The organism is Arthrobacter sp. AB6, assembly GCF_031844545.1.
In the GTDB taxonomy this organism is placed as follows: Bacteria; Actinomycetota; Actinomycetes; order Actinomycetales; family Micrococcaceae; genus Arthrobacter.
Genome location: NZ_JAUZVL010000008.1, coordinates 127,720 through 145,452 on the forward strand (window position 1 = coordinate 127,720; position 17,733 = coordinate 145,452).

Genomic DNA, 17,733 nt, shown 5'->3' on the forward strand with positions numbered 1-17,733 from the left:
TGCGCCAGACTGTTTCCGTGAGCAACAAACCCCGGACTGCCCTGGCCGTCGCCGGCCTCAGCCTGGGCACGGCGCTGAATCCCCTCAATTCGTCCATGATCGCCGTTGCCCTGGTGGTGCTCCGCGCGGACTTCGGGCTCGACGTCGCTGCCGTCACCTGGGTGGTCACGTCCTTCTACCTCGCGTCGGCAGCAGGCCAGCCCGTGATGGGCAGGCTGGCCGACAGGTTCGGCCCGCGGCGCATGTTCATGCTCGGCATGGCTTTGGTCGCGGTGACGTGTGCGCTGGCACCGTTGGCCCCGAACTTCGCCCTGCTCTGCCTGGCCCGTGCGGTGATGGCGCTCGGTACGGCCACCGCGTACCCCAGTGCTGTGGTGATGGTGGGGGCCATTGCACACCGTGCCAACATGGAGCCGGCGCGTCCTCTTGGCAGGCTTCAGATGGCGAACACCTCGGCCGCTGCGGTGGGCCCCGTTGTTGGTGGACTGCTGGTCAGCCTTGTGGGCTGGGAGGCTTTGTTCCTGGTCAACGTCCCGCTGGCGCTGGCCGCACTGTTGATCGTCCGGCAGGCGGCACCCAGAGACGAGGCCCGGGAGCGCGGCAGCGTCGCGCAGTTGCTGCGCGACTCGGACATCCCCGGGATCCTGGGATTCGTGGCCGCCCTGCTGCTGGTGATGATGGCCGCACTGAACGTCTTTCCCGCCTACCGCTGGTGGATGCTGGCCGCCGGAACGGTCATTGCAGCCCTGTTCGCCTGGCGCGAGCTGCGCTTCAACCGCCCGTTCCTTGACCTGCGGCTGCTGGGACGCAACAAACCCCTGATGCTGATCTACCTGGCCTTCGCGGTGTTCAGCAGCGTGTACTACTTTGTCTTTTTCGGCCTTCCCCAGCTCCTGCAGGAAGCCGGCGGCTACGATCCCGGCGTTGTTGGCCTCCTGATGCTGCCGCTGGCGGGCATGTCCGTCCTGGCCACGCCCTGGGCGGTCCGGGCGATGGGAAGGTTCGGCGTGCGGCGGGTGTTGATTGCCGGCGTCGTCCTCCTCACCGTGGCGGCCGCCCTGATGTGGCTGCTGACCGGCACCCTGGTGATCCCGCTGGTGGTGGTGCTGACTGCCCTGATGGGTGTCCCCTACGGAACGGTGGGCATCGCCACCAACCAGGGCATGTTCGTTTCGATCGGGCCGCAGGAGCGCGGCGTTGCGGCCGGCATCTACCAGACCTGCCGGTACGTGGGCGCCATCACCGCCACGGTGATGATCGGCGTCTTCGCGGGCGGTGGCGTGGACCAGGAAAGTTGGTCCCGGATGGTCCTCGCGATGCTGGTCCTGTGCGCGGTGACGTTCGCGGTGAGCCTGCTGTGGCGGCAGCGGGCGCACCAGTAGTCCCTGTTGCCGGGTTTATCGTGGAGACATGGCTTCTCCAAAGGCGCAGCTGTACCTGGACATCACCGCGAAAGGCCTGTGCACCGTGGGCGCAGCGCTGATGATCTTCGCCCGGGATGCCTGGTTCTACGTGGGCGTCGCCACGGTGGTAGCTGGTGTGCTGTTCATGGGTGCGTCCCTGGTGGCATCCCGCCACCTGCGGCAGCGGGGATGGGACGGCAGGAACCGGCGTCCACTTTCCTAGTTCCGTGATGCCAGGGTCTGGTCCCGGTCCTGGAAGACATCCTCGCCGGGGCCGGTGAAGGCACGCGAGCGCTGCACAGCCTCGATCGAGCCGGTGAACAGCTGTGACTCGTGCGGATCCGCGGCCGGCCGGGCGCCGTCCCGGCTGGACGTACCCAGCCCCCGCAACGGCTGCTGGCGGCCGGCGGAGGTGCCGCCGTCGGACGCTGCCTCGGTCCAGCGCTGCTGGGGGAGCGCTTCCGGATGGCCCTGCTGCAGGAAGCTCACCATGGCCTCGCGGATGAGGCAGCGCAGGTCGAAGAGCGCGGCGCTGTCCGCGGCGCTGACCAGGATGCGCACCCGGACGAAGCCGCCAGTGGCGTCGGTGATCTGCAGGATGCCCACACGCTCGTCCCACAGGTCAGTGCCGGCGAGGACGGACCGCAGCTCGGCGCGCATGTCCTCCACGGGGGCGCGCCAGTCGAGGTCGAACTCCACGGTGCCCATGACCTCGGACTGGCGCCGGGTCCAGTTCTCGAACGGGGTGGTGGTGAAGTAGGTGGACGGTAGGATCAGGCGGCGGTCGTCCCAGATGTGGACCACCACGTAGGTGAGGGTGATTTCCTCGATCCGGCCCCACTCCTTCTGCACCACTACAACGTCGTCCACGCGGATGGCGTCCGTGAAGGCCAGCTGCATGCCGGCGAAGACGTTCACCAGGGAGGTCTGGGCGGCCAGGCCTGCCACGATCGAGATCACGCCGGCGGAGGCCAGCAGCCCGGCGCCGAGGGCCTGGATGGCCGGGAAGGTCAGCATCACCGAGCCGGCGGCGAGCACCACCACCAGCGCCACCCCGATCCGCCGGGCCAGGATCATCTGGGTGCGGAGCCGCCGCGCGCGCCGGTTGTCCGCAACGTCCACGCTGTACCGGCCCAGCACCACCGCCTCGACGATCAGCAGTACGGCCACGGCCAGCCAGGCGAGGGAGCCGATGAGGGATATGAGCAGCAGGTGGTCGACGGCGCCGTGCCAGCTTTCGCCGGCTGCCGTGAGTCCCAGCGCGGTGCGGACGCCGATCAGGCACAGGGCCATGCGCAGCGGCTGGCGGGCAACCCGGGACGTGGCCTGCAGTTCCGGACGCTTGCGGTTGAGGCGCAGGACGAGCCTGCGCAGCAGCCAGGACAGGACCAGGCCTGCGGCCACCGCCAGGGTGACGGCAATGAAGGGCATGGCGGGATTAAGTAGGTCTTGCATCCTTTAACCTCTACCAACGTCGCGCCCGGGGCCGAAATCCGCCTCCGCCCCGGCGTGGTGCAAAAGCACGACGGCGGCTGCCGGACTCCTCCGCGGACGTCCGGCAGCCGCCGTCGGGCCTTCCGCGGAATTTAGCCCTGCAGCGAGTAGGCCTTGGGCAGCTTCAGGCCGCGCTCCGCCATGAGGGTGCGCAGGCGGGTGGGGTAGTCGGTGATGATGCCGTCCACGCCCAGGTCCATCAGGCGCTCCATGTCAGCCGTGGTGTTCACGGTCCAGGGGATCACGGGCAGGCCCAGCCCGTGGGCTTCGGCGATCATCGTGGGGGTGACGGAGCGGAACGTGGGGGAGATGACGTCATACCCCTGGGCGGCTGCCGCCTTGGCGAGGGAGCCGTCGTAGTCGTCGATGTCGATGCCGCCCAAGTTGCGGCTGGCCCCGGGCTGGCCCACGCCCATCCAGGTGTCGCCGCTGGAGAGCGCAACCAGGGTCAGTTCGGGCGCGATTTCCTGGGTGAGGTTGAGGGAGGACCAGTCGAAGGACTGCAGGGTGGTGCGGTCCGCCATGGCGGAGGCCTGGATTTCGGCCACCACGGCGCGGGTAAGGGATTCCATGCCCGCGCCGCCGATCTGGCTGCTCTCCACCTTGGTTTCCACGTTGAAGCGGACCTTCTCGGCGCCTGCATCGCGGACCAGCTGGTAGACATCCTTGAGCTCGGCAATCCGGTTGCCCTCGATCACATCCTGCTCAGGGTAGCCCGGCAGCTGCGCATAGCCGCAGTTGAGCGTTTTGACCTGTGCCAGGGACAGCTCGGCCACGCGGTCGCCCACGTAGGGGAACTCGGGGTCGCCGGCGGCGGCGGGGGCGGTGTCGATGCACTTGGCGGCCTGGATGGTGTCGTCGTGCCACACGATGACCTTGCCGTCCTCGGTCAGGTGGGTGTCCAGCTCCAAGGTGGTCACACCCAGAGCCAGGGAGTTCGTGAACGCGGCCAGGGACTCCTCGGTCCATTCGCCGCGGCCGCCGCGGTGCGACTGCAGGTCGAAGGAGCCGTTGCGCTCGTTCACCTTCAGGGCTGTTGTTGCCTGCGGCGCCGCTGCGGCCGCGTTCGACGACGGCGTGCCGGCGTTGAACTCCGGGGCGGCGACGGCGGGACCCGCCGAGGCGAACGCGGCGGCGATGAGGGCGGCGGCTGCCGCTGACGTCAGGACTTTGCACATGTGAAGGTTCCTCCAGGTGACGGTTCCGGCGGTTCGCCGGTGACCCGTCAACGCTAGGAGGGGCAGGTTGCGCGCCGGGTGCGGGGAGTTGGCGCCGGGGTTAACGCCGGGTGCCCTGTTTGTCCTGCGGTTCTCAGCGCAGGGTCCGCCGGTCATCGATTGCTCCGCAGATGCCGTTATGAGCGGTGAAAACGGCCGGTACGGAGCAATCGATGGGGATTAGGGACGGGGGCGCGACGGCGGTGCACTGGTTTCCGCCACACGAACGTCCTCCGAACGGACGGGCCTCGGCTCGAGCCACACCCGCTCCCGCCGTCCGGGCGGATACGCGTGCTTCTTTCCGGCAAGGGTGATGATCCAGGCCGCCACCACCGGCAGCGCCGCGGCTACGGGGACCAACAGCGGTCCGCCCACCACAAGTGCCGCGGAGCCGTACAGGGCGCCCACCGTGATGCCGAGCTGGATGGTGAGCACCGTGAGGCCGTTCGCGGCTTCCTGGAACTCCCCTCCGGCACGCAGGATGGCGGACTGGTTGTAGATGCCTATCGCGCCGAGTCCCGCACCCCAGACCGTCATGAGGACCAGGGCCACGGCGAAGTTGCCCACCGCAAGGGGGAGGAAGAACATGGAAAGGGCGATCGCCGCCGTCGTCATCAGCAGGGAACGCCGGGGCCGGGAGTCCACGGTGAGGCCCGCGATCCAGATGCCCAGCAGCCCCGAACCGCCCAGGACGGTGAGGGAGAGGCTGATGGCGTAGTCGGGGAAGCCCGCCTCGCGGATGAACGGCGCGATGTAGGTGAACAGCGCGAAGTGGGCCAGGACCAGCAGCGGCCAGGCGATGGCCACCGACTTTACCCCGGGCTGGGCGATCGCCTTGCGCAGTGAAGGACGCACGGCGTCGGAAATGCGCTGGACCCGCGGCAGCAGGAAAAACGCCAGCACTGTCAGGACCAGTCCGAACCCTGCCAGCACCAGGAACGCCGAGCGCCAACCAAGGAAGCCGCCCAGCGCGGTGCCCACCGGCGCGCCGATGGCCAGGCCCAGGCTGTTGCCGCTGAAGACAATGGCCAGGGCCTTGCCCACCTTGTCCGCCGGGACCACCCTTGCGACAAACGGGGCCATGGTGGTCCAGAGCAGGCCGTGCGCCAGGCCGCCCACCAGCCGGGCGACCATCGCAGCGGTGAAGTCCGGCGCGAGTCCCACCATGGCGTTGCTGGCGGCGAACGTCAGGACGAGCCCCACCAGCAGCGCATGCCGGGGAATCTTTCCCAGCAGCCGGGCGGCCGGGACCACCGTGACCACAATGACGGCGGCATAGGCCGCGGCCAAGTAGCCCGCCACCGGCTCGGACACGTTCAGGCCAGCGCTGATCTGCGGCAGCAGCCCGGACGGCAGGAGTTCGGTGGTGATGGCGGTGAAGGCGATAGTGGCCAGAACCACCATCGCGGCATACGGGAAGCGGGCAGGTTCCGGCGCGGGAATGGCGGAAGACATGGGGGAACGATCCATTCAAGGGGGAGGGGTGGAACGTGGCTCGCTGGCCGGACAATTCCTCCCTTAAATTTACAGGATCGCGCCGGCGCTCCTGTACAAGCAGATGCCTTGCGCAGCTATGTTGCAGTGCTTGTCAGGGCGCATTTCGCCAACCGGCTGCGCCGGCTGTAACGGCTACCGGGTGCCGAAGTCGGTGTCCGTGTAGGAGCCCGGCCGCACGGACTTGCCGCCCTGGCAGGTGCAGGTGCAGGTGCCCTGCACGTCGATACGTATCAACGCCGGGGCGCCGGCATCGACGCGCAGGTTCAGGGTTTCCGCATCATCAGCGGCGGTGATGCGCAGGACTGTTTCTTCGGAGGAGATGGCAGGCATGGTTGTCCTTTCATGGGGGATATCGGCCGCCGGCGTGGGGGAGGCAGCGCGGGCAGGGAACCTGGTGCGGAATCAGTGGATCACAGGCTCGCGCCTTGCATGGTGCCGTTGAGCCGTGCGTCCAGCAGGCCTGCCGCAACTGCCGGAGCCAGACCGGGAGCCAGCGGCAGGCGGGGCACCACCAGGCAGTGCCACAGGTGATAGATGTCCGCCTTGCCGGACCACACGGTCGAGGTGACGTTGCCGTCCTCGTCGAGTTCCTGCTTCCAGGATCCGTGCTCGTAGTCGATGAACCAGTCGCGGGCGTGGTCCCAGATCCGCTCGTACCAGTCCGCATACTTCTTCTCACCGGTGGCGATGTAGAGGGCTGCCGCGCCGCCGATTGCCTCTGCGGGCACCCAGCGGATGCGGGTGGTGACAACGGGCTTGCCTTCCCAGTCCACGGTGTAGACAAATCCCGGATGGCCGTCCGGCTCCCAGGCATCGCGGATGGCGGCATCGAACAAGCCCCGTGCGTCTTCCAGCAGCCAGGCCGGGACCTCCAGGCCGCGGGTTTCGAGTCCGGCGCGGAGGTGGAGGAGCAGGCGCGCCCACTCAACCCAGTGGCCGGGGGTACCGCCATAGGCACGGAACTGGCTGGCCCGGTCATCGGTGTTGTACTCCGGCATGGGCTTCCACTCCGGGTCGAAGTGCTCGAACACCCGGTAGTTGTTGTTGCGCGCAAATTTGTGGATGAGCACCTCGGCGATGTGCAGGGCCCGTTCGAGCCAGCGGTTCTCCCCGGTCACGTCGGCGACGATGAGGTACGCCTCCACGGAGTGCATGCTGGCGTTTCCGCCCCGGTATGCCTCGGTTTCCGTAAATTCCCGGTTCCAGGAGTCGAAGCACATGTTGGCCTGGTGGTCCCAGAACTTCGTGTCGGCTATCCGCAGCGCTTCGTCGAGCAGTTCTCGGGCCCCCGGTCGCCCGGCCGCAACGGCACTGGCAGCAGCGAGGAGCACAAAGGAGTGCTGGTAGCCGGACTTCGTGTCGTTCACCGGCCCGTTTTCGTCGACCTCGGCGTACCAGCCGCCGAACTCCTTATCGTGGAGGACTCCGTTGAGCGCCGCGATCCCGTGGTCCACGAGTGTTGCGGCACCGGGGCGTCCCATCAGCGCGGCGACAGCGAAACTGTGCGTCATCCGGGCGGTGATCCACAGATGGGTCGGCTTATCGGCGAACACCTTGCCGTAGTTGTCGAGCCAGCCGAACCCCGTGGGGACCTTGGAAGCTGAGGCGAAATTGACCAGTCGGTCGGTTTCCGCCTCGAGCCATCGTGCGTGGGCGGCGCTGTTCAGCCACGTCATGTTAGTTCCTTTCTTTGTTACGGGTGCAAGCGAAGTTGTTGGGGTCATCCGACGGCGTCGAACACGCCGCGGATGATGGTGGCGGCCGCGCCCAGGTAGGCCAGGATAATCAGCAGTATCTGCGCGGCGCGGGCAGGGACGAACTTTGCGGCGACGTCACCGAGCACCAGCCCGGCCAGGCAGGCCACGCCCACGGCCGTCCACATTCCCCACGGAAGCGCGGGAAACGCGGCCGGCGCGGTCAGGGACTTGGAGATGAGCGAGAACGCCCCGATGGTAAAGAAGTACGGCTGCATGGTGGCTGCGAAGGACTTGTGCTGCCACCGGGTGGCGATGGAGTACATGCTGACCGCCGGTCCACCCACGCCGGCGGCTGTGTTCATGAACCCGCTCAGGCCGCCGGCCGTGAAGAGGTAGCGCCGCCGTGCCGGAAGGGTGACGGACTTGAGGGCCAGCAGGACAGTCAGTCCGACGGCGAGGATCACCCCGATGCCGATCTCCAGCACCGCCGGTGGAACGAGGCGGATCAGGAAGGCCGCGGGGATGATCCCGAGCAGGGCCGAGGCCGTGAGCAGAACGTACCGTTTCCAGTCAATGTCCCGCACCACGCGGAAGATGATGGCCCCCGCGGTCACGGCACCGCACATGTTCACCAGCACCACACCTTCCACCGGGCCCAGGAGCAGGACAAGGAAGGGTGCAGCCACCAGGGCGAAACCCATCCCGGTGATGCGCTGCATCCCGGCACCCAGCACCACGGCGCCCAGCACCAGCCCGGTGGTCAGCACCTAGGGCCTCCAGGCCACGTACTGGACCTCCTCGAACTCTTCGAGGCCCAGGCTTGATCCTTCCCGGCCCAGGCCTGACTGCTTGGCGCCGCCCATGGGGGCGAAAGCAACGGACGGGAGGGGATCGTTGACGCCCACGATGCCGGCTTCAAGCTGCTCCGGGATGTCCCAGCCGCGCCTGGGGCTTCCGCTCCAGACGTAGGCGGCCAGTCCCATTTCCGTGGCGTTGGCCTTCCGGATGGCTTCCTCCTCCGAGGAGAAGGTTACGACGCCGGCCGCCGGGCCAAACACTTCCTGCGTCACCAGGGGTGCGTCGTCCGGGACGTCGGCCAACAGGGTGGGGGCCAGGAAGGAGCCGTTGCCGGGAACATCGGTGCGTTGGGTGACGCGGCGGGCGCCGCGGTCCAGGGCGTCGTCCACCAGGGCCTGGACCGCGGTGACCCGGTCGGCGTCGATCATGGGACCGAGGTCCGGAACCTGGCCGCCGCCGTCGGGAACGCCGTGGCCGATGCTCATCGCGTCAAAGCGCGCGGCCAGCCTGGCGGCGAACTCCTCGGCGATGCTCTCCTGGACAAGGAACCGGTTGGCGGCCACGCAGGACTGCCCGGTGTTGCGGAGCCGGCCCAGGACGGCACCCTCGACGGCGGCATCCAGGTCGGCGTCCTCGAAGACTATGAAGGGCGCGTTGCCGCCCAGCTCCAGCAGCGGCCGGACCACCCGTTCGGAGGCGGAGGCCATGATCTGCCGGCCCACGCCCGTGGAGCCGGTGAAGCTGACGGCCCTGACCGCGGGGTGGGACATCAGGGCAGCGGTGACCTCGCGGGAGGGGCCGTGGACCAGGTTGACAACGCCGGCGGGGAACCCGGCGTCGTGCAGGACTTCGAACAGCCCGGTGGCAGCCAGCGGGGCCTTCTCGGACACCCTGCCCACCACGGTGCAGCCGGCAGCCAGCATCGCGGCGAGCTTCCGGGCCTGGATGGAGACCGGGAAGTTCCAGGGCGTGAGGCTGAGGGCCACGCCGATGGGTTTGCGGAGGCTCAGGTGGCGGCGGCCCTGCAGTTCGGGCGGGCTCACGGTGCCGGTGGCGCGGCGCGCTTCCTCGGCGAACCAGCGGAAGTATTCCACGGAGAAGTCCACTTCGCCCTGCGCTTCAGGGAGCCGTTTGCCCGCTTCAAGCGCCAGGGTGTGGGCAAGTTCGTCGCGGCGTTCGGCCAGGAGGTCGGCGGCGTTGCGGAGCAGATCCGCCCGGTTCCGGACGGTGGTGCGCGACCAGGAACTGAAGGCCTCCGCCGCGGCGTCGGCGGCCTTGGTGGCATCCTTGCCGGTGCCCCAGGCCACCTCGCCCACGGTGCTGCCGTTGCCGGGGTCAGTCACGTCCTTGGCGGTTCCGGCGGTGTGCCAGGTGCCGTTGACGAGGTGTTGGGCTGACTTGAGGTTCACGAATGATGCCTTTCATTGGGCTGGAAGGGGTCCATTGCGGCGGGGCGGGCGCGGCTGGCCGCCGTCGTCGTCGTGACGCTCATCCCTTGCTGGCGCCTGCGGTGATGCCGGCCACGAAGTAGCGCTGCAGGAAGACGTAGGCCACCACCACGGGAAGGGAGGCCATGATGACGCCGGCGAACAGCAGCGGGTAGTTGGTCTGGAACTCGCCCTGGAAGCTGAGCAGTGCCAGCGGCAGGGTGCGGTTGCCGGGTGACTGGATGAACAGCAGCGGGTACAGCAGTTCGTTCCAGTGGATCACGAACAGGAAGATGGCGGCCGCGGCGATGGACGGGGCGGACAGCGGCAGGGCGATCGAGACGTAGGTCCGCCAGGGGCCCGTGCCGTCGATCGAGGATGCCTCGTAGAGTTCCTTGGGCAGGGTCCGCATGAACCCGCCCAGGATGAAGACGGCAATGGGCAGGGTGGACACCAGGTTCGCCACCACCAGGCCCGTAAGGTTGTCGAGCAGACCCAGCCGCCCGAAGAGGACGTAGAGCGGCACCATGTTGGCCTGCGCGGGAATGGCCATGCCCAGGACGAGGAAGCCGAAGATGGCCCAGGACATGAAACCGCGGAGCCGGGAGACGGCGTAGCCGGCCAGGCTGGCCAGGAACAGGGTGAGCGGCACGGAAATGGCCGTGACAATCACGCTGTTCATGAAGGACGAGCCCAGGTCCTGGCCGCCGATCACTTCCGCATAGTTGGCGGGGGAGACGGACTGCGGCAGGCTGAACGGCCCGGCAAACAGTTCCTGGGTGGACTTGAAGCTGCCGAACCCCACCACGGTCAGCGGAACGATGATGATGACCGCGTAGATCGCGAGGATTCCGCGGCGGGTTATTGACGCGAACATGCTGTCATTCCCCCTTCGGGGTGAGGCGGAGCAGGCGGCGCTGCAGCCAGGTGACCAGGGCGATCATCGCCATGAAGATGATTGACTGGGCGGCTGCGTAGCCGAACTCCGAGTTGGCAAAGGTGCTGTAGATCCGGGTGGAGAGGATGTCCAGGGACTGCTTGGGCGGGTTGCCCGCGATGCCCAGGATCAGGTCGAAGGCCTTGAACGACTGCACGGTGGTGTAGGCCACCACAATGGACGTTGCCGGGGCCACGAACGGCCAGGTGATGGACTTGAACTGCTGCCACTTGTTGGCGCCGTCCATTTCCGCTGCCTCGTACAGCTCCCGCGGGATGGCCTGCAGGCCGGCAATGTAGACCACCATCATCTGCCCGGCGTGGAACCACACCTGGGTCACGGCCACCCAGTACAGGGCCTGGGCGTCGTTGCCGAGGTAGGAGCTCTGGAGCGACTCCAGGCCAACGCCGCCCAGGACCGAGTTGGCCAGGCCGAAGTTGGGGTCGTAGATGAACTTCCAGATGAAGGCCACCGACACCGAGGACAGGATGGTGGGGAAGAAGAACAGGGCGCGGAGCAGGACGCTTCCCCGCGAATTCTTCGTCAGCAGCAGCGCCAGGATCAGCGAGAACAGCGTCTGCGCGATCACCACCAGCAGCACGAACTTCAGGTTGTTGGTCAGCGCGTTGGTGAACAGCGAGTCCTTGGTGAAGGCCCGGATGAAGTTGTCCAGGCCCACGTAGTTGAACGCTGCCGAGAAGCCGTTCCAGTCCGTGATGGCGTACTGGAAGGCCTGCAGCGTGGGCATCACCAGGAAGAAAGCAATGACGGCCACCGCGGGAAGCGGGAACAGGTATAGTGCCGGATTCACCCGCGTGGGCGAGCGGCGGCGCTTCTTCGCGTCGTCAGGTTCCGTGTGGTTGTCCGGCGCCTTCCGCGTGGGCGCCGTCCCGGGATGGATGCTCATAGCCGTTCGTCAACAATCTTCTGGGCGGCCGCCGCTGCCTGCTCCGGGCTGGTGCCGGAGATGACGGCGGTGGCGCTGGCTTCCACGGCGTTGCGGACATCGAGGTTCTGGAACTGGAACCGCGCCGCCAGCGCCGTCTTCTTTTCCAGCCACGGGCTCAACCGCTTGAGGTCGGGGTTGGTGTAGTCCACATTGTTCACGGACACGTGCTGGGCCGTCTTGTTGGCGTAGTAGCCGGCGTTCTCCGGCTCGGACAGGAAGTCGATCCAGGCGGCCGCCGCGGCCTGGTTCTTGCTGGCAGAGTTCACGCCCAGGATGAACGTGGCGTTGTAGACGCCCTCGTACTTGCCGTTGCCATCCGAGGTGTTCGGGAACACCAGTTCAATGGGGAACTGGGCGCCCAGGCCACGGACTGCGGCGATGTGGTAGGAGCCGGTGGCCAGCATGGCGGCCTTCCCCTGCGAGAACAGGTTCTGGGCCGGCTCCACGGCGGTGCCCGTGGCGTTGGGCTGCAGGTACGGGACCAGGTCCTTGTACTGGTTGAGCATCTTGATGAACCAGTCGTCCGTGACCTTCAGCTTGCCCTGCTCGATCTGGGCGCACATGTCGTCCACGGGGGCGTTGTTGGCAATCATGCAGTTGAACAGCTGGCCGCCGTTTCCAACATCGCCGCCCGGCCAGGAGATGGGAATGACGCCGGCCGAGGCCAGTTTGTCGCACATGGCCAGGAAGGAATCCCAGTCCTTGGGTGCAAGCTCGGCGCCGGCTTTGTCGAAGAGGTCCACGTTGGCCATGGGCATGGGGAACACCACCTGGTAGGGAAGGCCCAGTTGGCTCTCCCCTGACTTGCCTGCGGAGAGCAGGCCTTCCTGGTAGTTCGAAACAGCCTTGCTGCCCTTCAGTTCCGCGTAGATGCCGGCTTCGGTGAAGTTCTTGAACTGGGCGCCGCGGAACGTGGCAAAGGCGTCACCGATGGAGCCGCCGCGCAGTTTCTGGAGAGCCTGGGCGTTGTAGTCGTTGGACGTGGAAATGTCCTGGGCAACCTCCACGCCGTCGTGCATGGCGGCGAAGCGCGTGATCAGTTCGTCGAACACCGCCTTGTCCTCGCCGCGCCAGTGGGCGAAGGACACCTTGCCGGTGACGGCTCCGGTGGAGGGCGCGGCAGGGCCGGTGGCGCCGCCGGGTGCGGTGGAACCGCCCGGCCCGGCACATGCTGCCGCCGTGGCGCCGAAGCCCAGGGCTCCGAGAACTGCGATGGCCTGCCTGCGTGAAATCTGACTCACAATAGTCTCCTCGTTGAGTGTTTGCTGTGCCTTGTTTACTTGACTGCGGAAAGGGTTGCCACGGTCACGACGCTTTGGCTCCCCGGGTGCTTATGCGTTGGTCCTTTGGGCGGTGACGACGTCGTCCACCACGGCGCAGAGGCGCTGCAGCCGCCGGACGGCGTCAGTGGACAGGGATTCGACGACGTCGGGCGCGCCGATGCAGGACGCCCACACAGCGCGTCCGGAGAGGAAGCCGCTGGCACCTTCCAGGCAGGCCCACCGGACCGCCTCCGGGAAGACGTCCTCGGGGACGCCGGAGGAGAGCACCACCCAGGGGCCGTCGATGGCGTTGGTCAGGTCGGCGCACGCGGCACGGACCTCTGCTTCGGAGGCCTGGCCGTGGAAGGGGACTTCTGCCTTGTACAGGTCCGCACCCAGGCTGCCCAGCTCCTTGGCGGCCGCCAGGATCCCGGCGTTCCAGTCAAAGTCTCCGCCGGCCAGCGGCTTGCGGGAGACGGGCTCGATGATGCTGATGAGACCGGCGGACTGGCACCGTTCCACGAATTCGCGGACCATTTCCACCCGGCCCTCGGCGGGCTCATCCGGGCGGTAGAGGACCAGGAGCTTGAGGGCCTTCACGCCCAGGGCCTTGTACTTGTGCGGGTCCACCAGGCGGTCAATGGTTACCTCGCCCACCAGTTCGCCGTGTGCGGATTCGAAGTGGTCCGCCGAGGCGATCAGCCCGCAGCCGGGGTCCACCACGTTGTCCTCGATGGCCTGGTCGAGGGCGAACTGCCGGTCGATCAGGACGCCCGAGGCGTAGGGGGTGAGGATTCTGGCGGCCTGGAGCTTGAAGTCCTGGAGGTCCTGGTCCGTGACGGGCTGGTCGGTGTGTTCCGCGAACATGTTGCGCATGGCTTCGCGCTGGTCCACGGCGAGCATCGCGAAGGCGCCTGACGGGCGCTGGAGGGGTGAGAGGTCTGTGGGGCTCATGGGCTGCTTCTTTCAGCTGGGCGTTTGGTTAGGCGGGCAGTTTGGAGGCGAGGACAGGGTTGATGGTCTGGTGCGGGATGGCGGAGCGGCCGTCCAGTCCCTGGCAGGACGCGGAGGCGGTGCGCCCGGCAAAGGCTGCAGCCTCCACCAGCGGCAGCCCGGCGGCGACGGCGGCCAGAAGGGCGCCGTGGTACACGTCGCCGGCGCCCAGGGTGGAGACGATATTGGCGGGGGTTGCAGGCACGTGGACCGGGTCGCCGTTGCCGTCCTTGACCCAGGCGCCTTCGGAGCCGGCGGTGGCAACGACGGCGGAGGCGCCGTCGTCGACCGCCTTTTGAAGGAGCGCCGCGGGGGAGAGGTGCTCGCCGTACTCCGCGCGCAGCCGCTCGATGGTGGGGACGTACAGCGCGACGCCCTTGGGATTGAAGGACGGAATGGGGTTGCCGGCATCCACGCTGATTCTTGGGGTGCCACGGTCACGGCGTGCGCCGGAGGCGACGGCGTTCCAGCCCAAGTGGTCCACGTGGACCCAGGCTGCCGATTCCACCAGTTCATGGAAGCGGCTGCCGGCGGGAAAGCTGACCGGCGGCACCGGACGGGTGACGATGGCCCGGCTTTCGGAAACCTTGCTGACCACGATCACGCTGGCCCCCGTTTTGACGTTGGGATCGCGGATCACGGCGGAGGTGTCCACGCCTTCGGCCTGCAGGCCGGCGACGATGCGGTCGCCTTCCTCGTCGGTGCCGAGGACACCTGCGAAAGCTGTGTTGGCTCCGGCGCGGGCGGCTGCCACTGCCGCGGTTGCGGCCGGGCCGCCGCCCGCCGTCGCGAAGTCCGTGGCTACGGTGCGGCTGTCCGCAGCGGGGTAGTCCTCCACCAAGGCGATGGAGTCAAGCGTGGCGCAGCCTACGAAGAGCAGGGTTCCAGTTGACGGTTGGGGCACGTTCCACCTCGTTGTAGTTCCGGGCTGATACTGAAGAAATATACACACGCTATGTTGGAATAACAACACTTTCGGTATAGTTCTGTTTGGGATGCAACGCCACGGTCCCCCAAAACTCAACGTAGAGAAACGGAGCAGCACATGTCATTGCCTTCTGCGGAACCGGTCCGGACTATCCGATACGGCCTCATCGGGGCCGGCCACATGGCCCGCGAACACGTCCGAAACCTCGCCTTGATCCCCGGAAGCCGCATCACCGCAGTATCAGATCCCCAGCCCTCATCCCTGGAGGAGACCGTTGCGGAGATCGGCTACGGGGTGGAGACCTTTCCCTCCCACCAGGAACTGCTGGCCTCCGGTCTGGTGGACGCGCTGGTCATCGCCAGCCCCAATGACACGCACCTCGGCATCCTGAAAGACATTTTTGCCAGCGGCACGAACCTCCCGGTGCTTGTGGAGAAGCCGGTGTGCACCACCGCCGAGCAGGCCGACGAACTGGAGGGTCTGGCCGCCGGATACCCGGCACCGGTGTGGGTGGCGATGGAGTACCGCTACATGCCGCCGGTGCAGGAAGTCATCCAGGCTGCGCATAACGGCAAGCTCGGCAACATCTACATGCTCTCCATCGTGGAGCACCGCTTCCCTTTCCTGCACAAGGTGGACGCCTGGAACCGCTTCGCGGAGCGGACCGGCGGAACCCTGGTGGAGAAGTGCTGCCACTTCTTCGACCTGATGCGGCTGATCCTGCAGGATGAGCCCGTCCGGGTCTATGCCAGCGGCGGCCACGACGTGAACCACATGGACGAGGTCTACGACGGCCGCGTCTCTGACATGATCGACAACGCGTACGTGATCGTGGACTTCAAGGGTGGCCGCCGCGCCATGCTGGAGCTGTCCATGTTCGCCGAGGGGTCCAAATTCCAGGAGCGGATCTCGATCGTGGGGGATGCCGCCAAGATTGAGACGCTCATCCCGGTGGCAGCCAACCACTGGATTCCCGGCGATGAGGCGGAAGCCACCGTGGAGTTCAGCCCGCGCTCGCCGCTGGGCCCGGAGAAGCACGAGGTCCCGGTGGATGAGGCAGTGCTTGCTGCGGGCGCGCACCACGGCTCCACCTACTACGAGCACCTTGGGTACCGGAAGGCGATCCTGGGCGAGGGGCCGGTGGAAGTAACGGTTGCGGACGGGCTGCAATCGGTCCGGATGGGCCTCGCGGCCGAACGTTCAATCGCGGAAGGACGCCCCGTCGAGCTTACGAATGCCGGTGCCGGGGTACATCACTAGGTAAGTTGGTGTTGGAATAGCAACACTGCGGCGGGCCGGGGTCCGGCGGGTGGGGCAGGAAGAAGGGTCATGAGCATCGCACGCGAGGAGGCGCCGCTGACGCCCCGCCAGCGCACCATTTTGGACGAGCTGGGCCGGCGGGGGTTCATTTCCACCACCGATCTGGCCGAGACTTTCGCGGTTTCGGACATGACAGTGCGCCGGGACACGCGGGTACTGTCCAAACTGGGCCTGGTCCGGGTGGTGCACGGCGGCGTGAGCGCCATCCATGGGCAGGGCCAGAACGCGGACTTCGCTGCCCGGGTCCGCGAGGATGCCGAAGCCAAGCTTCGCGTGGCCCGCGCCTGCGTATCCATGATCGGGGAGCGGGACGCGATCATCCTGGACGCCGGCACCACCACGTACCAGATCGCGCAGGAACTGCCCGCCGCCTTCAAGGGGACAATTATTACCCACTCGGCCCCGGCCATCCAGCGGTGCCTGCAGCTGACCTCGGCACGGACCATCTGCCTCGGCGGGGAACTGCTGCTGGACAGCCAGGCGTTCAACGGTCCCATGACTGTCAGTGCCGCGGCCGGGCTGCGCGCCAGGACCGCGTTCATTGGCGTCAGCGGAATCCATGATGAGGCGTTTTACATTGAGCGTGACGTGGAGCGCGCCACTAAGATCGCACTCATGAACTCTGCGGAACAGGTGGTAGTGGTGGCAACCCACCAGAAGATGCTGCGGTACGCGCTGGCCCGGCTGGCGGCCTTCGACGCCGCGGATGTACTGGTGACGGACGCGCCCCCGCCTCGGGAAATCGAATCAGCGCTGCGTGCGGCGAACGTCAAGCTCGTGGTGGCGGCATGACCGCGCCGCTGCGGGTTTCCCTGCCCGACCAGAAACTGGTGGACGCGCTTGAGCCGGCTGCCGGCGTCGAATTCTTCGTATGGGACTTTTCCGGCCCTGCCCCCGCAGAGCGTTTGGACATCGTGGTGCCGCCGTACATGCGCGGGCCGGAGGTACTGGCTGCGCTGGAGTCCGTTGAGATCGGCCTGATCCAGAGCCAGTCCATTGGGTACGACGGCGTGGCGGATGTCCTGCCCGCCGGTTGCCTTTTCGCCAACGCGGCAGGGGTGCATGAGACGTCGACGGCGGAACTTGCCCTGGGCATGATGATTGCCAGCCAGCGCGGCATGGCCGATTTTGCACGCAACCAGGCCACCGGGACCTGGGACAACAGCCAACGGCCCAGCCTGGCAGACCGCCGGGTGCTGCTGGTGGGCTACGGGGGAGTGGGCAAGGCCATCGAAGCCCGGCTCCTGCCCTTTGAAACGCAGGTGACCCGGATGGCGAGCCGCGAACGCGAGGACGCCGGCGGGAGGATCCTCGGGATCGACTCGCTTTATGAGCAGCTGCCCCTGCACGACATCGTGGTGGTCAGCGTGCCCCTCAGCGAGCAGACAAAGCAGCTGGTGGACGCAAAGTTCCTGGCCGCAATGCCTGACGCGGCGCTGCTGGTGAACGTGGCCCGCGGGCCGGTGGCGGACACGGATGCGCTGCTGGCGGAGACGTCGTCGGGCCGTTTGCGTGCCGCGCTGGACGTGACGGACCCCGAGCCGCTGCCCGCTGACCATCCCCTGTGGACCTCGCCCGGCGTGCTGATTACCCCGCACGTCGGCGGCGCAAGCTCGGCGATGTTCCCGCGGATGGTCCGGCTGATCAGGCAGCAGATCGGCCTGATGCTCGACGGCAAGGAGCCGGTCAATGTGGTGCTGGGCGGCTCGTCCCGGAGCTAGGTTCCGCGGCCTACTGCAACGCGGGGTCACTCCCAGCCCAATAATTGACCATTATTGGGCCAAAAGTGACCCCGTGTTGCTTGAATAAGG

Annotated in this window: 17 protein-coding genes; 5 read left to right on the forward strand and 12 right to left on the reverse strand. The window is 67.2% G+C overall.

Annotated elements, in window-relative coordinates:
- Positions 1-17 precede the first annotated feature (17 nt).
- Positions 18-1,382 (forward strand): MFS transporter, encoded by a 1,365-nt coding sequence (locus Q9R30_RS09055; RefSeq protein WP_311217388.1) that lies wholly within the window; start codon positions 18-20, stop codon positions 1,380-1,382.
- Between the two features lie 28 nt (positions 1,383-1,410).
- The gene (locus Q9R30_RS09060) at positions 1,411-1,626 is read left to right on the forward strand and encodes a hypothetical protein (RefSeq protein ID WP_311217389.1); all 216 of its coding nucleotides are present in this window, start codon (positions 1,411-1,413) and stop codon (positions 1,624-1,626) included.
- On the opposite strand, the gene Q9R30_RS09065 is transcribed toward Q9R30_RS09060, so the two are convergent.
- The 12 genes from Q9R30_RS09065 to Q9R30_RS09120 form a co-directional block, all read right to left on the reverse strand.
- A complete protein-coding gene (locus Q9R30_RS09065; protein ID WP_104996966.1) occupies positions 1,623-2,834 on the reverse strand; it encodes a mechanosensitive ion channel family protein in 1,212 nt (403 codons plus the stop codon). The genes Q9R30_RS09060 and Q9R30_RS09065 overlap by 4 nt on opposite strands.
- 155 nt (positions 2,835-2,989) lie before the next feature.
- Entirely contained in the window at positions 2,990-4,075 is a 1,086-nt protein-coding gene (locus Q9R30_RS09070; protein WP_311217390.1) for a glycerophosphodiester phosphodiesterase family protein, read from the reverse strand.
- A gap of 219 nt (positions 4,076-4,294) precedes the next feature.
- A complete protein-coding gene (locus tag Q9R30_RS09075; protein WP_311217391.1) occupies positions 4,295-5,569 on the reverse strand; it encodes an MFS transporter in 1,275 nt (424 codons plus the stop codon).
- 174 nt (positions 5,570-5,743) lie between these two features.
- Positions 5,744-5,941, reverse strand: a complete 198-nt coding sequence (locus Q9R30_RS09080) for a hypothetical protein (RefSeq protein WP_311217392.1) — start codon at positions 5,939-5,941, stop codon at positions 5,744-5,746.
- An 80-nt stretch (positions 5,942-6,021) separates the two neighbouring features.
- Positions 6,022-7,287, reverse strand: a complete 1,266-nt coding sequence (locus Q9R30_RS09085) for an AGE family epimerase/isomerase (protein ID WP_311217393.1) — start codon at positions 7,285-7,287, stop codon at positions 6,022-6,024.
- Positions 7,288-7,331: 44 nt separating this feature from the next.
- Positions 7,332-8,075, reverse strand: a complete 744-nt coding sequence (locus Q9R30_RS09090; RefSeq protein WP_311217394.1) for a sulfite exporter TauE/SafE family protein — start codon at positions 8,073-8,075, stop codon at positions 7,332-7,334.
- On the reverse strand, positions 8,076-9,515 hold the full coding sequence (locus Q9R30_RS09095; protein ID WP_311217395.1) for an NAD-dependent succinate-semialdehyde dehydrogenase: 1,440 nt from the start codon (positions 9,513-9,515) through the stop codon (positions 8,076-8,078).
- Between the two features lie 79 nt (positions 9,516-9,594).
- On the reverse strand, positions 9,595-10,410 hold the full coding sequence (locus Q9R30_RS09100; RefSeq protein WP_311217396.1) for a carbohydrate ABC transporter permease: 816 nt from the start codon (positions 10,408-10,410) through the stop codon (positions 9,595-9,597).
- A gap of 4 nt (positions 10,411-10,414) precedes the next feature.
- Positions 10,415-11,377 (reverse strand): sugar ABC transporter permease, encoded by a 963-nt coding sequence (locus Q9R30_RS09105; protein WP_311217397.1) that lies wholly within the window; start codon positions 11,375-11,377, stop codon positions 10,415-10,417.
- On the reverse strand, positions 11,374-12,660 hold the full coding sequence (locus Q9R30_RS09110) for an ABC transporter substrate-binding protein (RefSeq protein WP_104996977.1): 1,287 nt from the start codon (positions 12,658-12,660) through the stop codon (positions 11,374-11,376). The genes Q9R30_RS09105 and Q9R30_RS09110 overlap by 4 nt, the downstream gene beginning before the upstream one ends.
- 90 nt (positions 12,661-12,750) lie before the next feature.
- On the reverse strand, positions 12,751-13,635 hold the full coding sequence (locus tag Q9R30_RS09115; protein ID WP_104996978.1) for an aldolase: 885 nt from the start codon (positions 13,633-13,635) through the stop codon (positions 12,751-12,753).
- Between the two features lie 28 nt (positions 13,636-13,663).
- The gene (locus Q9R30_RS09120) at positions 13,664-14,578 is read right to left on the reverse strand and encodes a PfkB family carbohydrate kinase (protein ID WP_104996979.1); all 915 of its coding nucleotides are present in this window, start codon (positions 14,576-14,578) and stop codon (positions 13,664-13,666) included.
- 141 nt (positions 14,579-14,719) lie between these two features.
- Here Q9R30_RS09120 and Q9R30_RS09125 point away from each other — a divergent pair, with 141 nt between their 5' ends.
- The 3 genes from Q9R30_RS09125 to Q9R30_RS09135 all read left to right on the forward strand — a co-directional run bounded on the left by Q9R30_RS09125 (position 14,720) and on the right by Q9R30_RS09135 (position 17,643).
- The gene (locus tag Q9R30_RS09125; protein WP_311217398.1) at positions 14,720-15,862 is read left to right on the forward strand and encodes a Gfo/Idh/MocA family oxidoreductase; all 1,143 of its coding nucleotides are present in this window, start codon (positions 14,720-14,722) and stop codon (positions 15,860-15,862) included.
- Positions 15,863-15,931: 69 nt separating this feature from the next.
- Positions 15,932-16,714: a DeoR/GlpR family DNA-binding transcription regulator gene (locus tag Q9R30_RS09130; protein ID WP_104996981.1), complete on the forward strand. Its 783-nt coding sequence runs from the start codon at positions 15,932-15,934 to the stop codon at positions 16,712-16,714.
- The gene (locus Q9R30_RS09135) at positions 16,711-17,643 is read left to right on the forward strand and encodes a 2-hydroxyacid dehydrogenase (RefSeq protein ID WP_311217399.1); all 933 of its coding nucleotides are present in this window, start codon (positions 16,711-16,713) and stop codon (positions 17,641-17,643) included. Before Q9R30_RS09130 ends, Q9R30_RS09135 begins: the two co-directional genes overlap by 4 nt.
- Positions 17,644-17,733: the final 90 nt, after the last annotated feature.

Excerpts from the sequence above, each read along its gene's own strand:
- Q9R30_RS09080 (WP_311217392.1), bottom strand. The coding sequence starts at position 5,941 with ATGCCTGCCATCTCCTCCGAAGAAACAGTCCTGCGCATCACCGCCGCT.
- Q9R30_RS09135 (WP_311217399.1), top strand. The coding sequence starts at position 16,711 with ATGACCGCGCCGCTGCGGGTTTCCCTGCCCGACCAGAAACTGGTGGAC.
- Q9R30_RS09130 (WP_104996981.1), top strand. The coding sequence starts at position 15,932 with ATGAGCATCGCACGCGAGGAGGCGCCGCTGACGCCCCGCCAGCGCACC.
- Q9R30_RS09065 (WP_104996966.1), bottom strand. The coding sequence starts at position 2,834 with ATGCCCTTCATTGCCGTCACCCTGGCGGTGGCCGCAGGCCTGGTCCTG.
- Q9R30_RS09105 (WP_311217397.1), bottom strand. The coding sequence starts at position 11,377 with ATGAGCATCCATCCCGGGACGGCGCCCACGCGGAAGGCGCCGGACAAC.
- Q9R30_RS09115 (WP_104996978.1), bottom strand. The coding sequence starts at position 13,635 with ATGAGCCCCACAGACCTCTCACCCCTCCAGCGCCCGTCAGGCGCCTTC.
- Q9R30_RS09070 (WP_311217390.1), bottom strand. The coding sequence starts at position 4,075 with ATGTGCAAAGTCCTGACGTCAGCGGCAGCCGCCGCCCTCATCGCCGCC.
- Q9R30_RS09060 (WP_311217389.1), top strand. The coding sequence starts at position 1,411 with ATGGCTTCTCCAAAGGCGCAGCTGTACCTGGACATCACCGCGAAAGGC.
- Q9R30_RS09100 (WP_311217396.1), bottom strand. The coding sequence starts at position 10,410 with ATGTTCGCGTCAATAACCCGCCGCGGAATCCTCGCGATCTACGCGGTC.
- Q9R30_RS09085 (WP_311217393.1), bottom strand. The coding sequence starts at position 7,287 with ATGACGTGGCTGAACAGCGCCGCCCACGCACGATGGCTCGAGGCGGAA.
- Q9R30_RS09075 (WP_311217391.1), bottom strand. The coding sequence starts at position 5,569 with ATGTCTTCCGCCATTCCCGCGCCGGAACCTGCCCGCTTCCCGTATGCC.
- Q9R30_RS09125 (WP_311217398.1), top strand. The coding sequence starts at position 14,720 with ATGTCATTGCCTTCTGCGGAACCGGTCCGGACTATCCGATACGGCCTC.